The 24227-nt window shown below is 70.2% G+C and carries 21 protein-coding genes; 13 read left to right on the top strand and 8 right to left on the bottom strand.

What is annotated here, in order from left to right:
- Window positions 1–35: 35 nt before the first annotated feature.
- Complete coding sequence (gorA, locus tag AN478_RS12550) at window positions 36–1385, top strand: glutathione-disulfide reductase (RefSeq protein ID WP_054967117.1); 1350 nt, start codon at window positions 36–38, stop codon at window positions 1383–1385.
- A gap of 177 nt (window positions 1386–1562) precedes the next feature.
- On the opposite strand, the gene AN478_RS12545 is transcribed toward gorA, so the two are convergent.
- Both AN478_RS12545 and AN478_RS12540 read right to left on the bottom strand, forming a co-directional pair.
- Window positions 1563–2573: a ribonuclease Z gene (locus AN478_RS12545; protein ID WP_054966962.1), complete on the bottom strand. Its 1011-nt coding sequence runs from the start codon at window positions 2571–2573 to the stop codon at window positions 1563–1565.
- A 101-nt stretch (window positions 2574–2674) separates the two neighbouring features.
- On the bottom strand, window positions 2675–5188 hold the full coding sequence (locus AN478_RS12540) for a putative bifunctional diguanylate cyclase/phosphodiesterase (protein ID WP_054966961.1): 2514 nt from the start codon (window positions 5186–5188) through the stop codon (window positions 2675–2677).
- A gap of 276 nt (window positions 5189–5464) precedes the next feature.
- On the opposite strand from AN478_RS12540, the gene AN478_RS12535 reads away from it, so the two are divergent.
- The 5 genes from AN478_RS12535 (at window position 5465) to AN478_RS12515 (ending at window position 10405) form a co-directional block, all read left to right on the top strand.
- Window positions 5465–6109, top strand: a complete 645-nt coding sequence (locus AN478_RS12535; RefSeq protein ID WP_231627425.1) for a lysophospholipid acyltransferase family protein — start codon at window positions 5465–5467, stop codon at window positions 6107–6109.
- Entirely contained in the window at window positions 6093–7412 is a 1320-nt protein-coding gene (locus tag AN478_RS12530; RefSeq protein WP_054966959.1) for an MFS transporter, read from the top strand. Before AN478_RS12535 ends, AN478_RS12530 begins: the two co-directional genes overlap by 17 nt.
- Before the next feature lie 165 nt (window positions 7413–7577).
- Window positions 7578–7997, top strand: coding sequence for a rubrerythrin family protein (locus tag AN478_RS12525; RefSeq protein WP_054966958.1), 420 nt, complete (start codon window positions 7578–7580; stop codon window positions 7995–7997).
- Window positions 7998–8260: 263 nt separating this feature from the next.
- Window positions 8261–9601: a heterodisulfide reductase-related iron-sulfur binding cluster gene (locus AN478_RS12520; RefSeq protein WP_054966957.1), complete on the top strand. Its 1341-nt coding sequence runs from the start codon at window positions 8261–8263 to the stop codon at window positions 9599–9601.
- Window positions 9602–9823: 222 nt separating this feature from the next.
- On the top strand, window positions 9824–10405 hold the full coding sequence (locus AN478_RS12515) for a DUF3501 family protein (protein WP_054966956.1): 582 nt from the start codon (window positions 9824–9826) through the stop codon (window positions 10403–10405).
- A gap of 17 nt (window positions 10406–10422) precedes the next feature.
- Here AN478_RS12515 and AN478_RS12510 read toward each other — a convergent pair whose 3' ends face one another.
- A complete protein-coding gene (locus AN478_RS12510) occupies window positions 10423–11235 on the bottom strand; it encodes an ABC transporter permease (RefSeq protein WP_054966955.1) in 813 nt (270 codons plus the stop codon).
- Complete coding sequence (locus AN478_RS12505; protein ID WP_054966954.1) at window positions 11225–11932, bottom strand: ABC transporter ATP-binding protein; 708 nt, start codon at window positions 11930–11932, stop codon at window positions 11225–11227. The genes AN478_RS12510 and AN478_RS12505 overlap by 11 nt, the downstream gene beginning before the upstream one ends.
- 138 nt (window positions 11933–12070) lie before the next feature.
- Between AN478_RS12505 and AN478_RS12500 the strand changes: the two genes are divergently transcribed.
- The 3 genes from AN478_RS12500 to AN478_RS12490 all read left to right on the top strand — a co-directional run bounded on the left by AN478_RS12500 (window position 12071) and on the right by AN478_RS12490 (window position 15878).
- Window positions 12071–12445 (top strand): DnaJ family domain-containing protein, encoded by a 375-nt coding sequence (locus AN478_RS12500; RefSeq protein WP_074471179.1) that lies wholly within the window; start codon window positions 12071–12073, stop codon window positions 12443–12445.
- 132 nt (window positions 12446–12577) lie between these two features.
- Entirely contained in the window at window positions 12578–15115 is a 2538-nt protein-coding gene (locus AN478_RS12495) for a putative bifunctional diguanylate cyclase/phosphodiesterase (protein ID WP_054966953.1), read from the top strand.
- Window positions 15116–15218: 103 nt separating this feature from the next.
- Window positions 15219–15878 (top strand): phosphoribosyltransferase, encoded by a 660-nt coding sequence (locus tag AN478_RS12490; RefSeq protein WP_054966952.1) that lies wholly within the window; start codon window positions 15219–15221, stop codon window positions 15876–15878.
- Here AN478_RS12490 and AN478_RS12485 read toward each other — a convergent pair.
- Window positions 15875–16180 carry a hypothetical protein gene (locus AN478_RS12485; RefSeq protein ID WP_143004026.1) on the bottom strand — a complete coding sequence of 102 codons (306 nt, stop codon included), beginning with the start codon at window positions 16178–16180 and terminating at the stop codon, window positions 15875–15877. The two genes, AN478_RS12490 and AN478_RS12485, sit on opposite strands and share 4 nt — an antisense overlap.
- Before the next feature lie 293 nt (window positions 16181–16473).
- Between AN478_RS12485 and AN478_RS12480 the strand changes: the two genes are divergently transcribed.
- The 3 genes from AN478_RS12480 to ftsH are packed head-to-tail and all read left to right on the top strand — an operon-like array spanning window position 16474 to window position 19928.
- A complete protein-coding gene (locus AN478_RS12480; protein ID WP_054966950.1) occupies window positions 16474–17235 on the top strand; it encodes a DUF72 domain-containing protein in 762 nt (253 codons plus the stop codon).
- A gap of 3 nt (window positions 17236–17238) precedes the next feature.
- The gene (locus AN478_RS12475; protein ID WP_054966949.1) at window positions 17239–17880 is read left to right on the top strand and encodes a dienelactone hydrolase family protein; all 642 of its coding nucleotides are present in this window, start codon (window positions 17239–17241) and stop codon (window positions 17878–17880) included.
- Window positions 17881–17927: 47 nt separating this feature from the next.
- The gene (gene ftsH, locus AN478_RS12470) at window positions 17928–19928 is read left to right on the top strand and encodes an ATP-dependent zinc metalloprotease FtsH (protein ID WP_074471180.1); all 2001 of its coding nucleotides are present in this window, start codon (window positions 17928–17930) and stop codon (window positions 19926–19928) included.
- 128 nt (window positions 19929–20056) lie between these two features.
- On the opposite strand, the gene AN478_RS12465 is transcribed toward ftsH, so the two are convergent.
- The 3 genes from AN478_RS12465 to AN478_RS12455 form a co-directional block, all read right to left on the bottom strand.
- Window positions 20057–21316, bottom strand: a complete 1260-nt coding sequence (locus AN478_RS12465; RefSeq protein WP_054966948.1) for an MgtC/SapB family protein — start codon at window positions 21314–21316, stop codon at window positions 20057–20059.
- Window positions 21317–21331: 15 nt separating this feature from the next.
- Window positions 21332–22651, bottom strand: a complete 1320-nt coding sequence (locus AN478_RS12460) for a citrate synthase (RefSeq protein WP_082433085.1) — start codon at window positions 22649–22651, stop codon at window positions 21332–21334.
- A 169-nt stretch (window positions 22652–22820) separates the two neighbouring features.
- Window positions 22821–23582, bottom strand: a complete 762-nt coding sequence (locus AN478_RS12455; RefSeq protein WP_054966947.1) for a YdcF family protein — start codon at window positions 23580–23582, stop codon at window positions 22821–22823.
- A gap of 56 nt (window positions 23583–23638) precedes the next feature.
- Between AN478_RS12455 and AN478_RS12450 the strand changes: the two genes are divergently transcribed.
- Window positions 23639–24163 carry a hypothetical protein gene (locus AN478_RS12450; protein WP_054966946.1) on the top strand — a complete coding sequence of 175 codons (525 nt, stop codon included), beginning with the start codon at window positions 23639–23641 and terminating at the stop codon, window positions 24161–24163.
- Window positions 24164–24227 lie beyond the last annotated feature (64 nt).

The following is a 24227-nucleotide window of genomic DNA, read 5'->3' as shown; positions in this document are numbered from 1 at the left end:
AGGAACCACGGGCGAACGCAGCCATGGGAGAGGAAATGGCCCGGCACTACGACTTTTTGGTCCTCGGCGGTGGCAGCGGGGGGCTGGCGGCGGCCAAACGCGCCGCCGGCCACGGCGCCCGCACGGCCCTGGTGGAGCCTCACCCCCTGGGCGGCACCTGCGTTAACGTGGGCTGCGTGCCCAAGAAGGTGATGTGGAACGCCGCCGGCATCGCCGAGGCCCTGGAGGACGCCCCCGGATACGGCTTCGAGGTGGAGGGCGCACGCTTCCACTGGGACCGGCTGCGGGCCGCCCGGGCGGCCTACGTGGAGCGCCTGAATGGCATCCACCGCCGCAACCTGGAGGTGGCGGAGGTGGAGCACCTGGCGGGCTACGGCCGCTTCGTTGACGCGGGCACGGTGGAGGTGGACGGCACCACCTACACCGCCGACCGGATCCTCATCGCTACCGGCGGCCGCCCCCGGGTCCCGAACCTGCCCGGCGCCGAGCACGGCCTCACCTCCGACGGTTTCTTCGAACTGGCCGAGCAGCCCCGCCGCGTGGCCATCGTCGGCGCCGGCTACATCGCCGTGGAGCTGGCGGGGGTCCTCAACGCCCTGGGCTCCGAGGTGACCATGCTGCTGCGCCGCGAGCACCTTCTGGGGGGATTCGATGCGCTCATGCGCGAGACCCTCATGGACGCCATGAGCACGGCGGGAGTGAACTTCCTCACCTGCATCCACATGGACCGGGTGGAGCGTGGCGACGATGGCTATGTGCTGGTTTCGGCGGACGGGGATCGCACGGGCGACTTTGACCAGGTCGTCTGGGCCGTGGGCCGGGACGCCAGCACCGAGGGCCTGGGGCTCGAGGCGGCCGGGGTGGAGACCGGTCCGGAGGGCATTGTCCCCGTGGACGAGTGGCAGGACACCAACATCCCCGGCGTCCACGCGGTGGGCGACGTCACCGGTCGCGCTCCCCTGACCCCGGTGGCCATCGCCGCGGGGCGCCGGCTCGCCGACCGCCTCTTCGGGGGGCAGGCCGACGCGCGCCTGGACTACGCCGACATCCCCTCGGTGGTGTTCAGCCATCCCCCCATCGGTACCGTGGGCCTTACCGAGGAGGAGGCGGAGGAGCGGTACGGCCAGGGCGGCTTTGCCTGCCACACCACCACCTTCAAGGACATGTACTACGCCCCCCTGGACCGCAAGGAGCCCACCGCCATGAAGGTCATCACCGTGGGCCCCCACGAGAAGCTGGCGGGCATCCACGTCATCGGCCGCGGCGCCGACGAGATGATCCAGGGCTTCGCCGCGACCCTGAAGGCGGGCGGCACCCTCCAGACCCTGCGTGACACCGTCGCCATCCACCCCACCGCCGCCGAGGAGCTGGTGCTCATCGGCTAGTGTCCTGTCGCAGAAATTCGTACCCAAAATGGGCTCCCCGGGATGCGGGGTAAGCCCGAAAGGCGACTGAAGGGATGCCCGCAGGGCAGGGCCCCTTGGAGCCTGGAGGGCTTGCCCCGCGTCCCGGGCCCGGCCCAAAGATTAGAGAAAGAATTTCTGCGACAGGACACTAGGGCGTCAGAGGTCGGCCGCGAAGGCCTCCTCGGCCTCCCGGATCAGGGCCTCCACCTCGTGCTCATGACGCGGGGAGAAGTGGAAGGGCACCAGCTCCCCCACCCCCGCCCGCGCGGCCAGGCGGCCGGCCTGCGGGGCCGTCAGGTGGTAGGTGGCCGCGGCCCGGTCGGTTTCCCGCCCCCGGAAGGCCGCCTCGATGTAGAGCCGGTCCGCGCCGCGCACCAGCTCCACGATGCGCGCGGCGTTGCCGGGGCTGTCCACGGCGTCCACCACATAGCCCACCTTCTGGCCCCGCTCCCGGGAGAGGAGGGCGGCGCGCAGCTCGCCCAGGGGTAGGGTGGCCGGCCGGTTGCCCGGGTCCTTCCAGGCCACCCGGATGGGGGTGGCATCAGGGTCTTCCCGGCGCACCGCCGCCTTGAGCTCCGCCAGCCAGGGGCCAGGCCTCAGGCCGCGGTCCTCCAGCCGGTTACGCCACACGTTGAGGTGCTCCGGCTCTTCCAGCGCGAAGGCGAGGCAGGGGATGCGGTGGTCCAGCTCCGCCGCCCGCACCCGGAAGGCATCCTCGTCCACCAACAGGCCGCCGGGGAACCGGGGCGGCTCCAGCTCCTCGCGCCGGAAGCCGTTGCGTACCCGGAAGCGGGCCCGGTGTCCCGGCCGGTCCTCGGCGTACTCCGCCACCTCCAGAGTGAGGTCGTTGGCGTAGCCCTCCACCAGGTTCCAGGTGTAGCCGCCCAGCTTGTGGCCCACCCGGTCGATGAAGCCCGGCGGGCCGAACAGGCGCAGGCGCACGTCCCGGCCCAGGCAGATGCGCAGCAGGCGGTCGAAGCCGGCGAAATGGTCCATGTGGGCGTGGGAGACGAAGACGTGGGTGAGGCGCAGGATCTTGCGCGGGGCGAGGTCGGGGATCTCGCCCAGGTCGAACAGCAAAGCCCCGCGCCGGTCCAGGAATTCCACGTAGAGGGCGGGGTCTCCCAGCGGCCCGTTCACCAGTGCGGGGTGGAAGGTGGGGCGCATGACGGCATGCTCCTCCCGGTGCCGACGCCGGCGGGCGCCGCCGGGCCTGCCCCTCATCATGGGAGCGGTGGCCGGCGGTGACAAACCGCCCACAGCGGGGTTCAGCCGGTCCAGTCCCCGGACGGCAGGGGGGCGCCCAGGTGGAAGCCCTGGGCGCGGTCGCAGCCCCATTGGCGCAGCAGGTGCAGGGCCTCCCCGTCCTCCACACCCTCCGCCACCACCTGCAGGCCCAGGCTGTGGCCCAGGTCGATGGTGGAGCGCACGATGGCCTGGTCCTCGGGGTCCTGATGGAGCCTCATGACGAAGGACTTGTCGATCTTGAGGGTGTCCACGGGGAGCTCCTTGAGGTAGCCGAGGGCGGAATACCCAGTGCCGTAGTCGTCCACGGCGATACGCACGCCGAGGGCGCGCAGGTCGCCCAGGATCCGCTTGGCGCGCTCGGCGTCGGCCACCATGGCGTTCTCCGTGATCTCCAGCTCCAGCCGGTGGGCCGGGAGGTCCCAGGCCGTCAGGAAGTTCCGGATCTCCTCCACCATACCGGTTTCCTGGAGGTCGTCCGCGGAGAGGTTCACGGCGATCCCCAGGTCGTATCCGCGGAGGTGCCAGCGGGCGCATTCCCGCACCGAGGCGTTGAGCACCCTTCGGGTCAGGGCGTGGAGGACCCCGGCGCGCTCCGCCATGCCGAAGACGTCCTGCGGCGGCAGAGGGTGGGTTCCGGCTGGGCCCCAGCGCAGCAGGGCCTCCGCGCTGGCGGTTCGGCCCGAGGCCAGGTCCATCTGGGGCTGGAAGTGGACAGGGATGCGGTCCTGGCGGATGTCCTCGAAAAGGTCGTTCACCCGGGTGAGGCGCTCCACGGTGTCGGGGTGGTGGTCGGAATGGAACTCCACGAAGCCCTGGCGGAGCCGTTTGGCCTCGTACATGGCCAGGTCGGCGCGCCGGATGAGAGTCTCGGGGTCCTCGCCGTGCTCCGGGAAGAGGGTGATCCCCATGCTGGCGCCGATGTGCAGGTCGCCGTTGCCCGAGCTCAGCGGGGCCTGGAGGCGGGCGAGCAGCTTGCCCGCCACGTGCTTGGCGGCGTCGCCGTCCGTGTCCGGCAGCAGGATGCCGAACTCGTCCCCGCCGAAGCGGGCTACCGTGTCCGTGTCCCGCAGGACCTGGCGGAGGCGCTGGGCCACCTCCACCAGCACCCGGTCGCCGGTGGGATGGCCGAAGGTGTCGTTGATCTCCTTGAAGAAGTCCAGATCCAGCATGACCAGGGCCCCCGCCAGGCCCTTCCGGCGGGCCCGCTGGATGGCCTGGGTGAGGCGGTCCTCCAGCAGCGGGCGATTGGGCAGGTCCGTGAGGGGGTCGTGGAAGGCCTGGTGCTGCAGGTCGGATTCCCGGGAACGCACCTCCTCGCGCATGACCCCGAAGGCGTGCACCACGTCCTCGATCTCCCGGGGGCCGCGCGGCAGGGCCGGCGCCCCGCTGCCGCCCTCGGCCTCCCGCTTGATGGCCCCTGCCACCCGCGCCAGGGGGGCGAGGATGCCGCGGTTGAGGAAGGCGTAGCCCAGCACCACCACCCCGAGGTGGATCACCAGTAGCCCCCACAGCATGGCGGTGAGGTGGCTGGCCACCGTGGCCATGGAGTCCGTGGCCCGGTTGGCGGAATCCGCCAGGCGCTTGTCCAGGCGGATGAGGGAGGATTGGATGGACTGGTAGAGGGGGTGGAGGGAGCCGGTGATCAGCGGGAAGTCCTCCCGCCAGTTGTGGTGGAGGTAGACGCTGCGCACCCGCTCGTAGGCGTCGTACCAGCGGCCCGCCTGCTCCCGCATGGCCACCACCGCCCGCTGCTGGGCCAGGGGCAGGGTTCCGCGCGCGGCGCGTTCCTCGAGCTCCGCCAGGGACTCGGACACGCCGAGGAAGAAGGATTCCACGTTCCGGGCCCGGGTCTCGTCCTCGTCCCCGCCCAGCATCCCCATGCGGGCGGTCATGTACAGGCGGAACTCCGCGATCATGCGGCTCCACTGGTAGCGGCAGTGGTGCAGCACCTCGGCCACGTCGCCGTCCGCCACCCGGCCCAGGGGGCCGGCGGTGCGGGAGGCGTCGGAGGCCAGGGCGAGCTGGGCGGCGTTGAGGAAGGCCCGGCTGGCGGGCCCGAGCTCGTCGCGCATGATGCGCAGGGCCGGGTACATCCGGTCCGGGGAGGTGCGGATGGCGATGAGCGAACGGGCCTCTCCCTCCAGGGCCTCGAAGGCCCGGTCCAGGGCGCGGGCGGGGGGCTCCCAGTGGTTGCGTGCCACCCAGGGCAGGCCGCGGAGTCGCGCGGCCCCTTCCTGGGCGCGCTGAATGGCCTCCAGGGCCCGGGCGCGGCTCTCCTCGTCAGGGGTCAGGGCGAAGGCCTGCAGGTAATGCTCCGCCTCCCAGAAGGCGTTCTGCAGCATGCGGCTGACCTCCAGGGCCTCCTGACGCTGCCGAAAGTGCTCGGTGCGCAGGGACTGCTGGTCGTGCAGGTAGGCCTCCGCGAACCAGCTGCTGGCGAGCAGCACCGCGAGCACCAGCAGGGCGCCGAGGAGGTAGCGCCCGTGCAGGCTGTTGAGCTCCGGCGGCGAGAAGGCGGGGACGCGTGGAGGCAAGGCCTGGGTTCTCCGGGGGGCTCGGGGCGCCCCAAGGCGGTTCCTGGGGCGGTACCCCATGATCAAGGGGTTACGGAATTCTGCTTTAGCCGGCGGCCGGGCTCAAGGGATGTCCGAAAGGCCGGGGGTATTTTTGTCCGGTGCCTCGGACACGACGGTGGAAAAAACGGCGCCCGAATAGGGGGAAAGGATGAGGCCGGACTTTCTTCGGCCCCCGGGCCCCGGTATGGTTACGCTGTCCGCTAGTGGCAATCGCGAGGTGCCGGCTTGTCCTCCATGCTCCCCGACCACACCCGGGACTGGCCCCTCTGGGCCCGCCTCCTGCACGGCGCGATCCGTGCCTACTGCCGCTTCTTCCATCGCCTCCGCGCGGAGGCGAGCACCCTTCCGGAGACGGGTCCGGCGCTGTTGGCGGCCAACCACCACGCCGGTCCGGACCCGCTGTTCCTTGTAGCCACCAACCGTCGGCTCATCTCCTTCATGATCGCCATGGAGTACTACCGGGTGGGCGCCCTGACCTGGCTGTACGACAAGGCCGGCTGCGTGCCCGTGAAGCGGGTGCGGCCCACCGCCTCCAGCCTGCGCGGGGTCCTGGACCGGCTGGACCAGGGAAGGGTGGTGGGGATCTTTCCAGAGGGGGGCATCCATCCCCCGGAGGAGCGGGTCCATCCCAAGGCGGGAATCGCCATGCTGGCCCTGGAGAGCGGTGCGCCGGTCTTTCCGGTGCACGTCGACGGCATTCGGCAGCTGCCCGGCCACGACCTGAAGACCTTCCTGCGCCCGCGCCGGGTGCGGGTGCGGTACGGCCCGGCGGTGGACCTGGAGGACCTCCGCAGCCGGTATGCCGGGGACCGCGACCGCGCCCTCCTCAACGAAGCCGCCCGCCGCATTGTGGACGCCATCTATGCCCTCCCCCGCTGAGCAGGCGCCGGAGCAGGGCTGGGCCGGGCGCCGCGAGATCGTCGCCTGGGCCTTCTACGACTTCGCCAACTCCGGCTATACCACGGTGGTGGTTACCGCCGTGTTCAACGCCTACTTCGTGGGCGCGGTGGCGGGCGGCGGACCCACCGCCTGGCTGCTGTGGACGGTGGCCCTGGCGCTGTCCCACGCCCTGGTGCTGGTCATCGGCCCGTGGGTGGGGCAGACCGCCGACGAGAACGGCCGGCTCAAGCCCTGGCTGGGCGCTTCCACCGCCCTGTGCATCGTGGGGACCGCGGCCCTGGGGCTGGTGGGCCCCGGGGACCTGGTGCTGGGCATGGCGCTGATCGTGGTCTCCAACACCGCCTTCGGCCTGGGCGAGAACCTCATCGCCGCCTTCCTGCCGCGGCTGGTGCCGGTGCACCGCCTGGGCCGCACCTCCGCCTTCGGCTGGACCATCGGCTACCTCGGCGGCCTGCTCACCCTGCTGGTGTGCTTGGCCTACGTGCGCTGGTCCCAGGCCCAGGGGGGCGCCGCCGAGGACTTCGTGCCGGGAACCATGGTCATCGTCGCCGTCATGTTCGCCTTCGCGGCCCTCCCTACCTTCGTCTGGGTGCAGGAGCGGCCCGGCCCCCTGGCCCGCACCGGTTACCGGACCAACCCGTGGCAGCGCACCGTGCAGGCGTGGCGCGACGCGCGCCAGCTCCCCGACCTGGCCCGCTTCCTGGTGTGCCTGGGCATCTTCTATTGCGGCATCCAGACGGTGGTGGCCCTGGCGGCGGTCTACGCCGAGCAGGTGATGGGCTTCTCCAAGGACGAGACCATCAGCATGATCCTGGTGGTCAACCTGGCGGCGGCCGGCGGCGCCTGGCTCCTGGGCCGGGTGCACGACCGCATCGGCGCCGTGCGCACCGTGGGCATCACCCTGGTGGGATGGCTGGCGGCCATCCTGCTGGCCTTCTTCGCCCGGGAGCCGGGCACCTTCTGGGCGGCGGCCTTCCTGGTGGGGGCCTGCATGGGCGCCAGTCAGTCCAGCGGCCGGGCGCTGGTGGCCATGCTCTCCCCGGCCGGCCACGAGGGGGCCTTCTTCGGCCTGTGGGGGGTGGCGGTGAAGGTGGCGGCCATCGTGGGGCCGCTGTCCTACGGCCTGCTCAGCTACTTTTCCGCCGGCAACTACCGCGGCGCCCTGCTGGCCACCGCGGGCTTCTTCGTGGTGGGGCTGGTGCTGCTGGCGGGAGTGGACGAGCGTCGGGGACGGGAGCGCCGCAACCGGTTCGCGCAGGAGGCCGGCGGTGGGGCGGGGTGAGAGGGGCGAGCGTTAGCCGGAAATCCCGGGAGAACAAGCCCTTGAAAGCAATCGACCCCGGCCCCATGTAGCCTGCTGGGAGGGGTTGCATTCCCTTCCAATGCAAACTAGATTTTAATTTAGACTGATTCTAAAACCCACCCGCTCAATGGAGGAGGAGCCACCATGGCGGATCTGAAGGGCACCAAGACCCACGAGAACCTGAAGGAAGCCTTCGGCGGCGAGTCCATGGCCAACCGCCGGTACCTGTATTTCGCCCAGAAGGCCGACGTGGAAGGGGAGAACGAAGTTTCCGCCCTGTTCCGCTCCACCGCCGAGGGCGAGACCGGCCACGCCCACGGCCACCTGGAGTTCCTGGAGGCCGCCGGCGATCCGGCCACCGATGAGCCCATCGGCGATACCACCACCAACCTGAAGTCCGCCATCGCCGGCGAGACCTACGAGTACACCGACATGTACCCCGGCATGGCCAAAACCGCTCGGGACGAAGGTTTCGACGAGGTCGCCGATTGGTTCGAGACCCTGGCCAAGGCCGAGCGCTCCCACGCCAACCGGTTCCAGAAGGCGCTGGACAACATGGACTAAGGACGTGGGACGGCCCCGCGGGGCCGGTCTCCAGCGCGCTGGGGCGCCTTTGCACAGGCCTCCAGCGCCCGAATAAGGGGGTGGCGGGGGCGAGTTCTACGCATTTTCGCCGCGGGGGTTCCGGAGGCCACGGTGGATACCCATGCGGTGGCGGGAGCTCGCCAAGCCCCTGGCGGGGTTCCGCGTGCGACCGGTATCCACCATCGCAGGAATCCCGGGGCTCCGCCCGGCCAGCACCCCCGGCCCAACCCGAGGAGACGCGCATGGCGGAAGAGGGAGCATCCAAGGCGCCCCAGCGGCACCCCCTGAAGTGGGGCGAAGACTCCTTCTGGGACAAGGACGCCCTTCATCAGGAGATGGACCGGGTCTTCGACATCTGTCACACGTGCCGGCGCTGTCTGTCCCTGTGCAACGCCTTCCCCACGCTCTTCGACCTTATCGACGAGTCGGAGACCATGGAGGTGGACAGCCTCACCCGGGAAGACCACTTCCAGGTGGTGGACCGGTGCTACCTCTGCGACATGTGCTTCATGGCCAAGTGCCCCTACGTCCCGCCCCACGAGTGGGAGGTGGATTTTCCCCACCTGATGCTGCGGGCCAAGGCCATCCAGTATAAGGACGGCGAGCCGTCCTTCCGCGACAAGATCCTGACGCAGACGGACACCCTGGGCCGGGTGGCGGCCCGGCCCGTCGTGGCGCCGCTGGTGAATTGGGCCAACCGGCAGCGGCCGCTGCGCGCGGCCATGGAGAAGTCCCTCGGCGTCCACCGCGAGCGGGAGCTGCCCCGCTACGCCTCCCGCACCTTTACCAGCTGGAAGAAGGGCTACCAGGGGCCCGAAGTGGAGCCCACGGCGGGGGAGGAGACCACCGGCAAGGTGGCGGTGTTCGGCACCTGCTACGTGAACTACCAGACGCCCGAGATCGGACGCGACCTGGTGGCCGTGCTGGAGAACAACGGCATCCCGGTACGCTTCGTGGAGGGCGAGCAGTGCTGCGGCATGCCGCGGCTGGAGCTGGGCGACTTCGATTCCGTCATGGCCGCCAAGGAGGCCAACCTGCCCCGGCTGGAGGCCCTGGTGGACGACGGCTGGGACATCCTGGTCCCGGTTCCCTCCTGCGCGCTGATGTTCCGCCAGGAGTACGGCAACGTGGACCCCGACGACGAGCGGGCGCGCAAGGTGGCGGAGCGGGTCTTCGACCCCTTCGAGTACCTGCTGAAGCGCCACCGCGAGGGCCTGCTGAACACGGACTTCCGGCAGGGTCTGGGCAAGGTGGCCTACCATCGGCCTTGCCACCAGCACGTGCAGAACATCGGGCAGCAGACCCAGCGCATGCTGGAGCTGATCCCGGACACCGAGGTGGCGGCCTTCGAGCGCTGCTCCGGCCACGACGGCACCTGGGGCGTGAAGGTGGAGTGGTTCGAGAAGTCCATGGAGATCGGCAAGCCGCTGTTCCGCCGGGTGCGGGAGGCGGAGGCCGACCATTACGCCAGCGATTGCCCCATCGCCGGCACCCAGATCAAGCAGGGCCTGGAGACCGAGCAGCCGCCCACCCACCCCTTGACCCTGGTGCGGATGGCGTACGGGCTGGAGGAGAAGGCCTGAATACGAGGACGCCGAACCGCCAAGCCCGCCAAGGGTCGCCAAGAACGGCGCAAGAGATAGGCAAAGGCTAAACAGGCGGGGTAGGCAAGCTCCTTTTTGTAGGAGCGGCCGTCCCGGCCGCGATCCGGGGCCTCCCCCCGCTAGGCGGGAGGTTCCGGCTTAAGGGCCCGTACCCGCATCCGGACGGATTTGAGCGGGCCGAACCGAGCACGGAGGATTCCCATGCAGGCGATCACCCAGCAGGACCTGCTCTCCCTGGAGGACTACGAGCGTCGGCGCAAGGAGATTCAGGAGCGCATTCAGGCCCACAAGGTGGAGCGCCGCCTGGACCTGGACGACCACATCAGCCTCTTCTTCGAGGACCGCGACACCATGTGGTACCAGGTCCAGGAGATGGCCCGCGCCGAGCGGTTGTACAAGCCGGAGGAGCTCAAGGACGAGCTGGACGTTTACAACCCGCTCATCCCGGACGGCTCCAACCTCAAAGCCACCATGATGATCCAGTACGACGCCCGCGAGGAGCGCATGGCGCGCCTGGCGGAGCTGGTGGGCATCGAGCACCGCGTCTGGGTACGGGTGGACGGCCACGACAAGGTCTACGCCCACGCCGACGAGGACCTGGACCGCTCCACCGAGGACAAGACTTCCACGGTGCACTTCATGCGCTTCGAGCTGGATCCGGACATGATCCACGCCTGGAAGGGCGGCAGCCCGGTGCACGCGGGCACCGACCACGACAAGCGCCAGCTCGAGGTGACCGTGCCCGAGCGGCTGCACGAGAAGCTGGCCAACGACTTCGACTGACCCCGGCCGGGGGCTGGCTATCGGGAGCGGGGCCGCTCCACCAGGAGCCCGCTGCGGACCCGCCCCCGCCCGTCCACCAGCCGCCGCAGGCTGCCCAGCACCGCGCCCACCGTCCCCAGCGCCGTCCCCGCCGCGATCAGGAAGAAGATCATGATCTGGTACTTCACCGCCTCCACGGGGGCGGTGCCGGACAGGATCTGCCCGGTCATCATGCCCGGCAGGCTGACGATGCCCGCCACGGACATGCCGTTGATGATGGGGGTGATGCCCACCCGCACGGCGTCCCGCGCCAGATCCCGCACGGCCTCGCGGCGGGTGGCCCCCAGCGCTAGCAGTAGCTCGATGTAGCCCTGCTCCCGGCGCAGGCCGGTGAGGACCCGGTCCATCCCCAGGGCGATGCCGTTCAGGGTATTCCCCAGCACCATGCCCAGCAGCGGGATGGCGTATTGCGGCTGGAACCAGGGGTCCACGGAGACGATGCCGAACAGGGCCACCGCCGTCACCAGGAAGGACGATCCCACCATGACCCCCCAGCCCAGGGGGTAGATGCCCGAGAAGCGGTAGCGCTGGCGGGCCACCGCCTCGCGCCCGGCGAGCACCGCCATGAGCAGGCCCAGGCCCACCACCGCCGAGGGGTGGCGCAGGCCGAAGACCCACTCCAGGATCATGCCCACCGCCAGCAGCTGCACCACCATGCGCCCCGCGGCGATGAAGATGGAGCGGCCCATGCCCAGGCTCATGGCCAGGGAGATGCCGCCGTTCAGCAGGATCAGCGCGGCGGCTACCGCCAGGTCCGTCGCGGAGAGGGCGATGGGTCCTTCAGGCGTCATCGCGGCGCTCCTCGCCGTAAGCGCGGGTCTCGAAGCGGCGCATGATCGAAGCGAACCGTTCGGGCTCGCGCTCCGGCCCGCGCAGGGCGGTGCCCTCCAGGTGATACAGGGCGTTGCCCAGGCGCGCCGCCTGGGCGGGGTCGTGGGTGACCCAGACCACCGCGGTGCCGGCGCGTACGCGCCGGCGGATGGCCTCCTCCACCAGCTCCGTGGCCCCCGGATCGAGGGCGCCGGTGGGCTCGTCCAACAGCAGGATGCGGGGGTCCCCGCTCAGCAGCAGGCCCAGCGCCGCGCGCAGGGCCTCCCCGGTGGACAGGGCCTGGGCGGGGCGGTCGAGCACTTCCCCGCTCAGGCCCAGGCCGGCCAGCTCCCGCTCCGGCTCCGAGCCGGCGGGCCGGTGGTGCAAGCTCTGGACCTGCGCCAGGAGGTCGCGCAGGGATGCCGTGCCGAGGACCGGGGTGGCGGGCAGAAAGCCCACGGCGCGGCGGTATTCCGGGGCCGGATAGCTCTCCGCCGGCCGGCCCTCCAGCTCCACCCGGCCCCTGGCGGGCCGGTCGAGGTCCGCCAGCGCACGCAGCAGGCGGGACTTTCCCGAGCCGCTGGGGCCGGCGAGCAGGACCAGCTCGCCCGGCCGCAGGGCCAGGTCCAGGGGTCCCAGCGGCGGCTCGGCCAGCTCCAGGTTCCGGGCGCTCAGCAACGGGGCGGTGATCTCGGGCCTCCTCGGCGCGTTTCCGATGGCGAGTGACGGGGAAGGGCGGCTACAATGGCGGTCGGCCGCCCGGGGCGGCCAAGGATAGCGCATCCACCTGGCGGGCTCACGCCCAGGAGGGCAACCGTGTTCCTGTTTCAGCGATTGGCCGAAGAGCGCATCCAGGAGGCCATGGAGGAGGGTACCTTCGACGACCTCCCCGGCCAGGGGGAGCCCCTGGAGCTGGAGGACGACTCCATGGTGCCCCAGGAGCTCCGTACCGCCTACCGCATGCTCAAGAACTCCGGGCACCTGCCGCCCGAGCTGGCGCCCAACCAGGAGATCAAGGAGCTGGAGGACCTGCTGGAGGTGGTGGAGGACCCCGCCGAGGCGGGCCGCGCCCGCGCCCGCCTGCGCGTCCTGACCGAACGGCTCCAGCTGGGCCGCGGTCGCGGTACCTCCCTCAAGACCGAGCAGGTCTACAAGGAGAAGCTCCTGCGCCGCTTCGCCGACGGGGACTGAGCTCCCGGCCCATCCGGGGCTTCTCGCGCTTGCCCCCGCCCCCCTTTCCCGTTTTCCATTTGATGTGTAGGGTTTTTCCTGTCCGGACCGTTCCTGTCCGGTGTTCCCGACCAGGACAGCCCAGGAGGCCCTATGCGTTCCCTGAAAGGTTTCATCCTGGTGGCCGCTGTCGCGGCCTCCATGATCCTGTTCGGCATCGCCTACGGGGTGACCTCCTGGATATCCCGGCGCTACGTCCAGCAGGACGCGGAGGAGCAGGCCCGTTTCCTCGCCGAGCAGACCTTCAGCTCCATGTTCCAGGTCATGCGCCGGGGTTGGGATCGGGAGGACGTGGAGGGCTTCTTGGGCGCCCTCGAGCGCACTACCGAGGGAGAGCGCTTCGGCATCGAGGTGTTCCGGGGCGGGCTGGTGGAGGAGCGGTTCGGCCCCATCGAGCAGCCGCCCCTGACCCCCGCTGTCCGCGAGGCCTTCCGCACCGGCGAACCGGGTCGGGTGGAGGAAGACAATCGGCTCACCTTCGTCCATCCCCTCCGGGCGCGGGCGGAATGCCTGCAATGCCACACCAACGCCGGGGTGGGCGACGTCCTGGGGGTGATCACCGTGGAGGAGGACCTGGGGCCGGCCATCCAGGCCGCCCGGGAGCAGTTCCGCACCGCCTTCCTGCTCATCGCCCTGGTCCCCCTGGGGGCCGCCGTCGGTGTGGCCTGGATCATCAGCCGCCGGATCGACCGCTCCGTGGCCTCCCTCAGCGGCAGCATCGAGCAGGTGAGCACGGTATCGGACCTGCGGGAGGTGGAGCAGGAGATCCCGGACGTGGGCTTCACCGAGCTCAACACCCTGGCGGCGCAGGTGCGCGAGCTGTCCTCCCGGCTCCAGGGGATCGCCGTGGACAAGGATCTCCTGGAGTTCGAGATCCGGCTCCTGGAGAAATTCGTCATCACCTCGGACGTGGTGCAGGACTGGCGGGACTACATCAAGAACCTGCTTTGGGAGATCAACGGGATCATCGAGGCCTACTCCCTGTTCTCCCTGTTCAAGGTGGACGAGGAGCTCTACGACCTGGAGGTGTTTTGGCTCCATCCCCCCAGCTTCGAAACGCGCGAGGCGGTCACCAGCCGGATCAACCACGCTATTGAGGGCAACCCCTGCTTCGGGGCCGCCACGGAGGTGGAGATCCACCACAACGTGGCCGATCCCGGGGCGCCGGAGCTCGCGGTCTCCGCCCAGGAGCTGGACGTTCAGACCAAGTCCCTGTTCCTGGACAGCCCCAAGATCGGTGGGATTGTGGGGATCGGCGTCAACGCCGCCACCACCCGGGACCCCACCCGGGTGCTGGTAACCGAGAGCATCCTGTCCACGCTGCTGAACGTGGTGGGCTCCGTGCGGGCCATCTCCAAGTACACCCGGGACCTGGAGTACTACGCCAGCCGTGACCCCCTGACCAACCTCTACAACCAGCGCACCTTCCGGGAGTTCCTCAGCTACGAGGTGGGTCGCGCCGAGCGTCACGGCTACAGCTTCGGCCTGCTCGTGGTGGATCTCGACAACTTCAAGAACATCAACGACCGTTTCGGCCACCCGGTGGGGGACAAGTTCCTGCAGCGGTTCGCCGGGGCGCTCCACGACGCCCTGCGCGACGGCGACGTCTGGGCCCGCTACGGGGGGGACGAGTTCGTGGGGCTGCTCCCGGAGACCGGGGCCGAGCAGGCCTACGCGGTGGCCCAGCGCCTCCTGGAGGCCGCCGACGGCGTTGTCCTGGACACCCCCGACGGCACCCGCGTCCGGGCCACGGTGTCCGTGGGCATCGCCATGTACCCCGCCCACGCCACCGACGCCCATGATCTGTTCCTGTTCGCGGACAACATGATGTACCGCGCCAAGACCCAGGGGAAGCACCGCATCGGCATGCCCACCGAGGAGGACGTGGTGGAGGTCTTCCGCGAGCTGGGGGAGAAGAGCCACCTGGTCCAGGAGGCCATCGACGGCGCGGCGGTGGTCCCCTACTACCAGCCCATCCGTGCCGTCGCCGACGGCGCCGTGCTGGCCCACGAGGTGCTGAGCCGCCTCCCCAGCGGGGGAGAGGTTCTGCGGGCGGAGGAGTTCATCGAGCACGCCGAGCGCATGGGGGTGGTGCACAAGCTCGATTACCGGGTCATGGAGCGGGCCTTCGCCGATGCCCGGGAGGCCGGGTACCAGGGGCTCCTGTTCATCAATCTCTCCCCGCGCGCCCTGGTCCTGGAGGAATTCCCCGCCCGCACCCGCGAGCTGGTGCGCGCCCACGGCATGGATCCCGCCCGGGTGGTCTTCGAGCTCACCGAGCGCGAGACGGTGCGCAACCTCAACCTGCTGGAGCGGTTCATCAGCGACCTGAAGCGCGACGGCTTCCAGTTCGCCGTGGACGACTTCGGCAGCGGCTTCTCCTCCTTCCACTACCTCAAGCGCCTACCCATCGACTACGTGAAGATCGAGGGCGAGTTCGTGGCCAACATGACCCGGGATCCCCGGGACCACGCCTTCGTCAAGAGCATGGCGACCCTCGCCGCCGAGCTGGGAATCCACACCATCGCCGAGCTCATCGAGGAGGAGGAGGTGCTTCAGGCGGTCCGCGAGGTGGGGATCCCGCTGGGGCAGGGCTTCCATCTGGGCCATCCCTCCCCGGATCTCGGCTAGCTGCGGGGAGCCCCGGACCGCCTGTAGGCCCGGCCGATTTTCCCGCCCGTCCACCGATGGTAGAAAGGTTGGAAGGGTCCGCATCGCGGCGGAGGAGGCACCCGTGTTCCAGGACCGGAAGAAGGCAGGCGAGCGGCTGGCCGCGCTCCTTCAGGAGCGGGGCATCCGCGGCGATATCGTTCTGGCCGTGCCCCGGGGTGGCCTGCCGGTGGGGCGGGCGGTGGCGGACGCCCTGGGCCTGCCGCTGGACATCGTGGTGGCGCGCAAGATGGGCGCGCCGGGTAACCCCGAGCTGGCCGTCGGTGCGGTGGCGAGCGACGGCAGCGTCTGGCGCAACGAGTCGTTGATCCGGCAGCTGGGGGTGGACGAGGCGTACCTGGAGGAGGCGCGCCGGAGGGAGGCCGCCAACGCCCGGGAGAAGTTCGACCGCTACCGGGGTGGCCGCCCCGACCCGGACCTGAAGGGCCGGACCGTGCTGATCGTGGACGACGGCGTGGCCACCGGGGCCACCACCGTGGCCTGCATCCGTCAGGCCTACAGCCGGGGGGCGGCGCGGGTGGTGCTCGCGGTGCCCGTGGCGCCGCCCGAAAGCGTCCGCCGCCTGGAGGGCGAGGCGGACGAGGTGGTGGCGGTGGAGACCCCCGAATGGTTCATGGCCGTGGGCCAGTTCTACGCGGAGTTCGGCCAGGTATCCGACGAGGAGGCCATGCGCTACTTGACCCCCGGGAAGGACCTGCCCGGGGGTCCGGAAGAAGGGAGCTAGGCGGCGGGGTAGACCCGCTCGCTCCACCAGTCCCCGGTGGAATCGCAGATCTGGCATTCCACGCTGGGCTCGCGGGTGTGCTTGACCAGGAGGCTTACCACCTGGAACAGCCAGATGGTGTAGGTGGGGTTGTTGTCCAGGTAGCCCACGCCAAGATGGATGCGCCGGCCCTCGGTTACGATCTCTCCGAGCCCCTGGGAGCGGTCGAGGCGTTGATCCAGCTCGCGGAGGGCCTCCTGGACCTCCGGGTCGTCGATGTCGGCCACCTCCAGGTCGGCGTACAGCTGTAGGTCCCTTGCCATGGCCATGCCTCCTTTGGGCGATTGCGGCCAATCCTTGCCTTCCTTATAACGCCGTCTTTTGGGGTTTTTCAATCCGGAAATCCCACCAGGACGGCAGTTGCGGTATCCCGCTTGGGGAAGTGGGGAGCGCGCCGGGACCGGCGGGTGGCCGGGAAAACCGCCCCCGTGCGGGCAGTGTCTAAATTCTTTATGGGGCCGCAGCCGGGTGGGGCGGATTCCCCCGCTTGCAGGGGGTGGGCCCGCTGGCTCGGGTCATGCATGGATGACCGGAGAGGACCGCCTGGGGAGAAGCCATGAGCGAACACCCGGAACCGCGTATCCGCATCGGCACCTCGGGCTGGCAGTACGACCACTGGCGGGGGCCCTTTTACCCCCAGGATCTGCCCAAGAACGCCTTCCTGGAGTATTACGCCGAGCGGTTCAACGCCACCGAGATCAACAGTTTCTTCTACGGCCTTCCCAAGGCCGAGACGGTGGCCCGCTGGCGGGACGCGGTCCCCGCGGATTTCCTGTTCGCGGTGAAGGCCAGCCGCTACATCACCCACATGAAGAAGCTCAAGGACCCCGGCCCCAGCCTGGAGCGCTTCTGGGAGCGCGCGGGGCTCCTGGGGGACCGCCTCGGCCCCGTGCTGTTCCAGCTTCCCCCCAAATGGGGCCTCAACCTGGACCGCCTGCAGGCCTTCCTGGAGGCCCTGCCGAGGGGCCCGCGGTACGCCTTCGAATTCCGGGATCCCAGCTGGTTCGACGAGCGGGTGTACACCCTCCTGCGCGAGCACAACGCCGGCTTCTGCATCTACGACCTCAGCGGCACGGAGTGTCCCCTCCAGGTGACCGCCGATTTCGTCTACGTGCGGCTGCACGGCCCGGCAGGCGCCTACGCGGGCACCTACGACGACGAGGCCCTGCGGCAGTGGGCCGGACGGCTCCACGAGTGGCAGGTACGGGGCCTGGAGGGGTACGTGTTTTTCGACAACGACGAGGCGGGGTACGCCGCCCTGGACGCCGAGCGTCTGCGGGAGCTGGTGACCACGCCCCGCGCGGTCAGCAGGGGGTAGGTCATGGCCGGGGAGCTTGTGGAGATTCCGCTGAACGGCACCAGCCTGGACGGCGAGCTGGTGGTGCCCGAGGGGGCGCGCGGCCTGGTGATCTTCGTCCACGGCAGCGGGAGCAGCCGCCTGTCGCCCCGCAACAACTACGTGGCCCGGGTCCTCCGGGAGGCGGGGTTGGCCACCTTCCTGTTCGACCTGTTGACGGCCGGCGAGGACCAGGTCTACGCCAACCGCTTCGATATCCCCCTGCTCACCCAGCGCCTGGTGATGGTGGTCCGCTGGATGCGGGGCAAGAACGGGATCCGGGACCTGCCGGTGGGCCTGTTTGGCTCCAGCACCGGCGCGGCCGCCGCCCTGCGGGGGGCCGTGGAGCTGGGGGACGAGATCGCCACCGTGGTCTCCCGGGGCGGCCGTCCGGATCTCGCCGGAGAGGCCCTGGACCGGGTGGGAGCCCCGGTGCTCCTGATCGTGGGGGGCCTGGACCAGGTGGTCATCGACCTCAACCGGGAGGCGCAGGCCCGGCTGCCCGAGGGGAGCCACCTTGAAATCGTCCCGGGGGCGACCCATCTGTTCGAGGAGGAAGGTAAACTGGAGCGGGTGGCCGAGCTGGCCTCCCAGTGGTTCCGGGATCATCTGGGCGCCTCCCCCTGATTCCGGGCCAGCCCCGACGCCCTGGACCGAAAGGCAAGAGCACAACCATGGCGCAGACCAACCAGGAAGGTGGCTCCCCGGAAGGAACCCCCGAGGGTCCCGTGCCGCCGCGGGAGCAATGGCGGTACTGGATCTGGTTCCTGGTGCTCGGCCTGCTGTTCGGCTATTTCCTCTGGCTGGGCGGCCAGGGCGGCAGCCGGTTGGAGCTCTCCTACACCCAGTTCAAGGCGGAGGTGCGTGCCGGGACGGTGGCCGAGGTCACCGTGCGCGGCCAGCAAATCGACGGCCGCTACAGCCCGGACGCCCGGCCGGTTACCGAGCAGGCCCGGGGGGACGGGGCCCCGTCCCGGTTCACCACCGCCAAGCCCCCCTTCGAGGACCCCCGCCTCATGGACCTCCTGGAGGAGAACGGCGTCGCGGTGACCGCCGTGCCGCAGCAGGATTCCCTGCTCGGCCCTTTGCTCATCGGGCTGTTGCCGCTGCTGGTGATCATCGGCCTGATCTGGTTCGCCGGCCGCCGCATGCAGAACCAGCTCGGCGGCATGGGGCAGCAGATCAGCGGGTTCACCAAGTCCCAGGCCAAGCGCTACGAGAAGAGCGCCAGTAGCATCACCTTCGAGGACGTGGCCGGCTCCGAGAACGCCAAGCGCGACCTGCAGGAGCTGGTGGACTACCTCCGGGAGCCGGAGCGGTTCCGCAAGCTCGGTGCCGAGATCCCCCACGGCGTGCTGCTGATGGGCCCGCCCGGGACCGGAAAGACCCTCATGGCCAAGGCGGTGGCGGGCGAGGCGGAGGTGCCCTTCTTCTCCATCTCCGGCTCGCAGTTCGTGGAGATGTTCGTGGGCGTGGGCGCCTCCCGGGTCCGCGACATGTTCAACGACGCCAAGAAGGAGGCCCCGGCGATCATCTTCATCGACGAGATCGACGCCGTGGGCCGGCAGCGCGGCGCGGGCCTGGGTGGCGGCCACGACGAGCGCGAGCAGACCCTCAACCAGATCCTGGCGGAGATGGACGGCTTCGAGTCCGACGAGTCCATCGTGGTCATGGCCGCCACCAACCGGCCCGACGTCCTGGACTCCGCCCTGCTGCGGCCGGGCCGCTTCGACCGCAAGGTGACCCTGGAGCGGCCCCCCAAGCAGGCGCGGGAGGCCATTCTCAAGGTCCACGCCCGCGACGTCCCGCTGGCCGACGACGTGGACCTCGGCACCATCGCCGCCCGCACGGTGGGCTTCTCCGGGGCGGACCTGGAAAACCTCGTCAACGAGGCGGCCCTGTTCGCCGCCCGCGCCCGCAAGGAGGCGGTGGACCGCGAGGACTTCGACCAGGCCCGCGACAAGATCCTGTTCGGAAGCGAGCGCGAGGACCTGCTGCAGGAGGAGGAGAAGCGGCGCATCGCCTACCACGAGTCCGGCCACACCCTGGTGGCGCGCCTGCTCAAGGAGACCGACCCGCTCAAGAAGGTGACCATCATCCCGCGCGGCCAGGCCCTCGGCGCCACGGAGCAGGTGCCCGAGGAGGACCGCTACAACTACACCCTGGGCTACCTGCGGGCGCGCCTCGCCGTCATGCTCGGGGGCCGGGTGGCGGAGAAGGTGCGCTTCAACGACTTCTCCACCGGCGCCCACGACGACCTCAAGCAGACCACCCGGCTGGCGCGGCAGATGGTCACCCAGTGGGGCATGAGCGAGAAGGTGGGGCCGGTGGCCTTCCGCGAGGGCGAGGAGCACGTCTTCCTGGGCCGGGAGATGGCCCAGCCCAAGGACTACAGCGAGCACACCGCCCAGCTCATCGACCAGGAGGTGCACGACCTGATCGCCGCCCAGGAAGGGCGTGCCGAGGACATCCTTACCCGCAATCGCGAGCGTCTCGACGCCCTGGCGGAGGCCCTCCTGGAGCGCGAGACCCTGGAGGCCGAGGAGATCGACGCGATCCTGGGCCTGGAGCCCGAGGACCGGGGCGAAGAGGAAGGGGCGGCCCCGGAAGGGAGGGCCGGATCGAACGCCTCTCCCTCCTCCGTCCACAGCGAGGGGGATTCCGGGGCGTCCTGAGGCCGGTGGTTGCGGGAGCGGGCCGCCGCCCCGGCAGGGCCCGCCCGCCTGGAAGCGGTCGGCCGGTCCCGGCCCCGATCAGCGGCCGCCGGGAAAGCGGGCCCCTGGATCCTCCACGAACCAAGGGGTCACAGGGCGACCACGGTCGCCAGGCCCCCCGCCAGTACCACTCCGAAGGCCGCCGCCACCGGGCCCCCCATGCCCCGGCCGGCGATGGCCACCACCAGTCCCCCCTTCACCAGCGTGTTTACCGCCGCGGCCAGGATGATGGCGTGCGCAGCCACCTCCGTCTCCAGGTCGCCCCGGGCCATGCGGCTCAGGGACAGGGTGATGGCGTCCACGTCCGTCAGCCCCGACACCGCCGCCAACAGGTAGACCCCGGCGTCCCCCAGCCATACCCGGGCCCCCTCCGCCAGCAGCATGATGGCCGCCAGCAGGACCCCGAACTGCAGGGCGGGGCCGATCTCGAAGGGATTCTTGAGGGCCATGTCCCCGGGGGCGTCGCCCTCCCCGGACTGCCACCATAGGAATCCGGCGGCGGCGAAGCCCAGGGCCGTCATGGTGGCCATCACCGGCCCCAGCACGGTGACCACCGAGGGGTTCACCACCGCGGCCTCCAGGACGATGCGGGGGAACATGGTGGCCGCGGAGACGGCCACCCCGGCCGCCAGGAGCCGGCGCAGGCCCGGCTCGCGCCGGCCCATGCGGGAGAAGCTGAGGGTGGTGGCGGTGGAGGAGGCCAGCCCCCCGGCCAGACCGGTGAGGGGCACCCCGCGGTGCGGGCCGATGAGCTTGATGGCGAAGTAGCCCACGAAGGAGATGCCCGCGATCAGGACCACCATCCACCAAAGGGTGTAGGGGTTGAGGGCGCCCCAGGGCCCCATTCCCTGGTTGGGCAGCACGGGCAGGATCACCACGGAAATGAGCAGGAGCTTGAGGGCGGCGAAAAGCTCCGGCTCGGTGAGACGGCGCAGCCAGCCGTGGAGCACGGGCTTAAGGCCCAGCAGGAGGGCGGTTATTACCGCGCCGGCGGCGGCCACCGCCATGTAGCCGGTGACGGCCAGGGCGCCGAAGGCGAAGGTGAGGAGCAGGGCCACCACGGAGGTGATGCCGTAGTCCGGCTCGTCGCCGGCCCGGACCATCTGCAGGTGGGCGAGGATCACCACCGCCGCCAGGGCCAGGAAGCCCAGCCCCAGGGCCGGGGCGCCGAAATCCTCGGCCAGCACCGCCCACACCCCGCCCATGAGCCCGGTGAGGCCGAAGGTGCGGAGGCCCGCCAGCCGGCCCCCCTCGGCCCGCTCGCGCATCTGCCAGCCCCGCTCCAGCCCGATCAGCAGGCCCAGGGCCAGGGCCAGCCCCAACCGCTGGAACAGGGCGAGCGCCTCCAAGGCGGTCCCGTGGGGTCAGCCGCGCTCGGCGAGCGGGCGGAAGGTACGGCCCTCCGGGCCGGTGTAGAGCTGCCGCGGGCGGGTGATGCGCATGGAGGGATCCTCGATCTGCTCCTTCCAGTGCGCGATCCAGCCGGGCAGGCGGCCGAGCGCGAACATCACCGTGAAGAAGTTGGTGGGGATGCCCATGGCTCGGTAGATGAGCCCGCTGTAGAAATCCACGTTGGGGTACAGCTTGCGCTCGGTGAAGTAGCTGTCCGACAGCGCCGCCTCCTCCAGCTTGAGCGCGATCTCCAGCAGGGGGTCGTGGATGCCGAGCTTGTCGAAGACCCGGTAGGCGGCGTCCTTGATGATGCGGGCACGGGGGTCGTAGTTCTTGTAGACCCGATGACCGAAGCCCATCAGGCGGAAGGACGAATGCTTGTCCTTGGCCAGGTTGATGTACTTTTGGACGTCGCCGCCGTCGGCGTGGATCTGTTCCAGCATCTCCACCACCGCCTGGTTGGCGCCGCCGTGGCGCACCCCCCACAGGGCGTTGATGCCGGCGGAGATGGAGGCGAACAGGTTGGTCTGGGCGCTGCCCACCGTGCGCACCGTGTGGGTGGAGCAGTTCTGCTCGTGGTCGGCGTGCAGGATCAGGAGCTGGTTCAGCACCTGCACCAGCTCGTCGTCCACCTCGTACTCCTCGGTGGGCAGGGCGAACATCATGTGCAGCAGGTTCCCGCAGTAGGAGAGGTGGTTCTGCGGGTAGATGAAGGGCTGCCCGTGGAGCTTCTTGTAGGCGAAGGCGGCGATGGTGCGCAGCTTGGACAGCAGCCGCACGATGGTGCGCTCGCGCTCCTCGGGGTTCAGCGCGTCCTGGGCCTCGGGATAGAAGGTGGACAGCGAGTTGACCATGGCAGACAGGATGGCCATGGGATGCGCCGTCATGGGGTAGCCGTCGTAGAAGCGCTTCATGTCCTCGTGGAGCAGGGAATGCTCCGAGAGGGCCCAGGAGAAGGCGTCGTACTCTTCCGGAGTGGGCAGCTCCCCGTTGATCAGCAGGTAGGCGGTCTCCACGAAGGAGGCGCGCTCCGCCAGGTCCTCGATGGAGTACCCGCGGTAGCGCAGGATGCCCCGCTCGCCGTCCAGGTAGGTGATGGCGCTGTCCGTTGCGGCGGTGTTGGCCAGCGCGGGGTCGAAGGTGACCAGGCCCGTCTGGGCGCGGACCCGGGTAATATCCACCCCGCGCTCCGCCTCCGAGCCCTCCAGCGTGTCCAGGGGAGTGCGCTCCCCCTCATGGCGGAGCTCGGCCGTTCCGGACAGGCGCCGAAGGGTCTGGGCATCTTCCGTCATTACACGCTCCTCCTGGGCAGCTCCGGGGCCGGGGCGCCCCCTCCCCGCCGGGCCGAAAAGAGTAATTGTACCCGCCACGGACGGTCGCGCCCACCGGTCCGTCCCCCCTTGCGGGTGCTCCAGCGCGGCTGCCTCCTGGGAGGGGTCGCCGAAGCTCTGTCCCGTGCTCCTACACCCAGCCGCGGACCCGGTAGTAAAGGAGGCCCAGGTACTCGTGGGCGGCGTTGCCGCTCATCTCCAGGAAGCCCGCGGTGGGCAGGAAGTCCAGCCAGTGGTAGGGCTCCCCGAAGCCCTCGTGGAAGTCCGTGGGGGCCGCCACCGGGTCGAGGTCGCCGGCGGCGAAGGTAGCCATGGAGCGGGGCATGTGCCAGGCCGTGGTCACCAGCACCACCCGCTCCCGGCCGTCCAGGAGCGCCTTGAGGTTGGTGACGTGCTCCCGGGTGTTGCGGGAGCCGGTCTCCGCCTGAATGCGGCCCGGCGGGAACCCGTAGTCGTGGACCAGGATGTCGGCCATGAGCCGCCCCGTCGGGGCCCCGCGGCCCAACGGCAGCCCGCCGGTGGTGAACACCGGCAGCCCGTTGCCACGGGCCAGTTGGGCGGCGTAGCGGGTGCGCTGCAGGGTGGCGTCCCCGGCCACGGCGCCGCCGTACTCGGGGCTGTCCGGGATCTGTCCCCCGCCCAGGACCACGATGGCCTCCGCCGTGGGCGGGATCCGTTCCAGGGCCTCGTAGCGGGTCTCCAGCGGGGTGAGGAGCAGCTCCGCGCCGGGGCGGATGCTCAGGAAGTAGGCGAGGGCGAGCACCGCCGCGCCCAGCCAGCCGCCCAGCCGCGGCGCGCGGCGGGCCAGGAGCAGGGCGGCGATCCCGCCCAGGATCAGGAGCCCCGGAGGCATGGCCAGATAGCCGGCGGCCTTGGCAATTTGTAGTTGCATCGCATACCCTTGTGCCGGGAACGCCGTACTTGGCGTTCGTGCCAGAGGAGACCGGGATGAGCTCCCAGGAAGCCGATTACAGTCCATCGTACGGGCCCCCGGGCACGGCGGGCCCCCAGAGCCGGGTCGAGTGGGTGCTGGAGGAGACCCTGCGCAGCCGCAGGTTCCTCGCCGCCATGGTGGTGGGCCCCGACGGCTGGGCCGTGGCCAACCGGGGCTTCGAGCACCCGGACCGCATCACCGCCCTGGCTCCGGATTCTATCCAGCTGTTGCACCGGCTGAAAGACGCCTTCCCCCCGGAGCGCAAGCAAGCCGCCCGGGAACCGGGGGAGGCCGTGCCCTTCGCCGGATTCACCGAGGCCGACCCCGAGGACACGGAGAAGGATCCGGAATACGTGGCCGTGAGCCTGGGGCAGGACCGCAAGCTGCTGTTCCGGCCTTTGGAGGTGAAGGACCGGACCATGACCCTGGTCCTGCTCACCCGTGCCCTTTCCGGGAACACCGACGCGGTGCTCGAGGGCATCGGCCGGGCCGTCACCACCTGCCTGATCACGGACTGGTCGCGCTTGGCCGAGTCCTGAGCCCCGGCCTATACGCCCGGGAGGCGGATAGAGGCAAAAGGGCAGAGTCCGGCACCGAGGGGAT

Source organism: Thiohalorhabdus denitrificans, from assembly GCF_001399755.1.
Taxonomy (GTDB): Bacteria; Pseudomonadota; Gammaproteobacteria; order Thiohalorhabdales; family Thiohalorhabdaceae; genus Thiohalorhabdus; species Thiohalorhabdus denitrificans.
This window is presented reverse-complemented; position numbering and strand designations above follow the sequence as displayed.

Excerpts from the sequence above, each read along its gene's own strand:
- gorA (WP_054967117.1), top strand. The coding sequence starts at position 36 with ATGGCCCGGCACTACGACTTTTTGGTCCTCGGCGGTGGCAGCGGGGGG.
- AN478_RS12545 (WP_054966962.1), bottom strand. The coding sequence starts at position 2,573 with ATGCGCCCCACCTTCCACCCCGCACTGGTGAACGGGCCGCTGGGAGAC.
- AN478_RS12535 (WP_231627425.1), top strand. The coding sequence starts at position 5,465 with ATGCTCCCCGACCACACCCGGGACTGGCCCCTCTGGGCCCGCCTCCTG.
- AN478_RS12530 (WP_054966959.1), top strand. The coding sequence starts at position 6,093 with ATGCCCTCCCCCGCTGAGCAGGCGCCGGAGCAGGGCTGGGCCGGGCGC.
- AN478_RS12525 (WP_054966958.1), top strand. The coding sequence starts at position 7,578 with ATGGCGGATCTGAAGGGCACCAAGACCCACGAGAACCTGAAGGAAGCC.
- AN478_RS12520 (WP_054966957.1), top strand. The coding sequence starts at position 8,261 with ATGGCGGAAGAGGGAGCATCCAAGGCGCCCCAGCGGCACCCCCTGAAG.
- AN478_RS12515 (WP_054966956.1), top strand. The coding sequence starts at position 9,824 with ATGCAGGCGATCACCCAGCAGGACCTGCTCTCCCTGGAGGACTACGAG.
- AN478_RS12510 (WP_054966955.1), bottom strand. The coding sequence starts at position 11,235 with ATGACGCCTGAAGGACCCATCGCCCTCTCCGCGACGGACCTGGCGGTA.
- AN478_RS12495 (WP_054966953.1), top strand. The coding sequence starts at position 12,578 with ATGCGTTCCCTGAAAGGTTTCATCCTGGTGGCCGCTGTCGCGGCCTCC.
- AN478_RS12485 (WP_143004026.1), bottom strand. The coding sequence starts at position 16,180 with ATGGCAAGGGACCTACAGCTGTACGCCGACCTGGAGGTGGCCGACATC.
- AN478_RS12480 (WP_054966950.1), top strand. The coding sequence starts at position 16,474 with ATGAGCGAACACCCGGAACCGCGTATCCGCATCGGCACCTCGGGCTGG.
- AN478_RS12475 (WP_054966949.1), top strand. The coding sequence starts at position 17,239 with ATGGCCGGGGAGCTTGTGGAGATTCCGCTGAACGGCACCAGCCTGGAC.
- ftsH (WP_074471180.1), top strand. The coding sequence starts at position 17,928 with ATGGCGCAGACCAACCAGGAAGGTGGCTCCCCGGAAGGAACCCCCGAG.
- AN478_RS12460 (WP_082433085.1), bottom strand. The coding sequence starts at position 22,651 with ATGACGGAAGATGCCCAGACCCTTCGGCGCCTGTCCGGAACGGCCGAG.
- AN478_RS12455 (WP_054966947.1), bottom strand. The coding sequence starts at position 23,582 with ATGCAACTACAAATTGCCAAGGCCGCCGGCTATCTGGCCATGCCTCCG.
- AN478_RS12450 (WP_054966946.1), top strand. The coding sequence starts at position 23,639 with ATGAGCTCCCAGGAAGCCGATTACAGTCCATCGTACGGGCCCCCGGGC.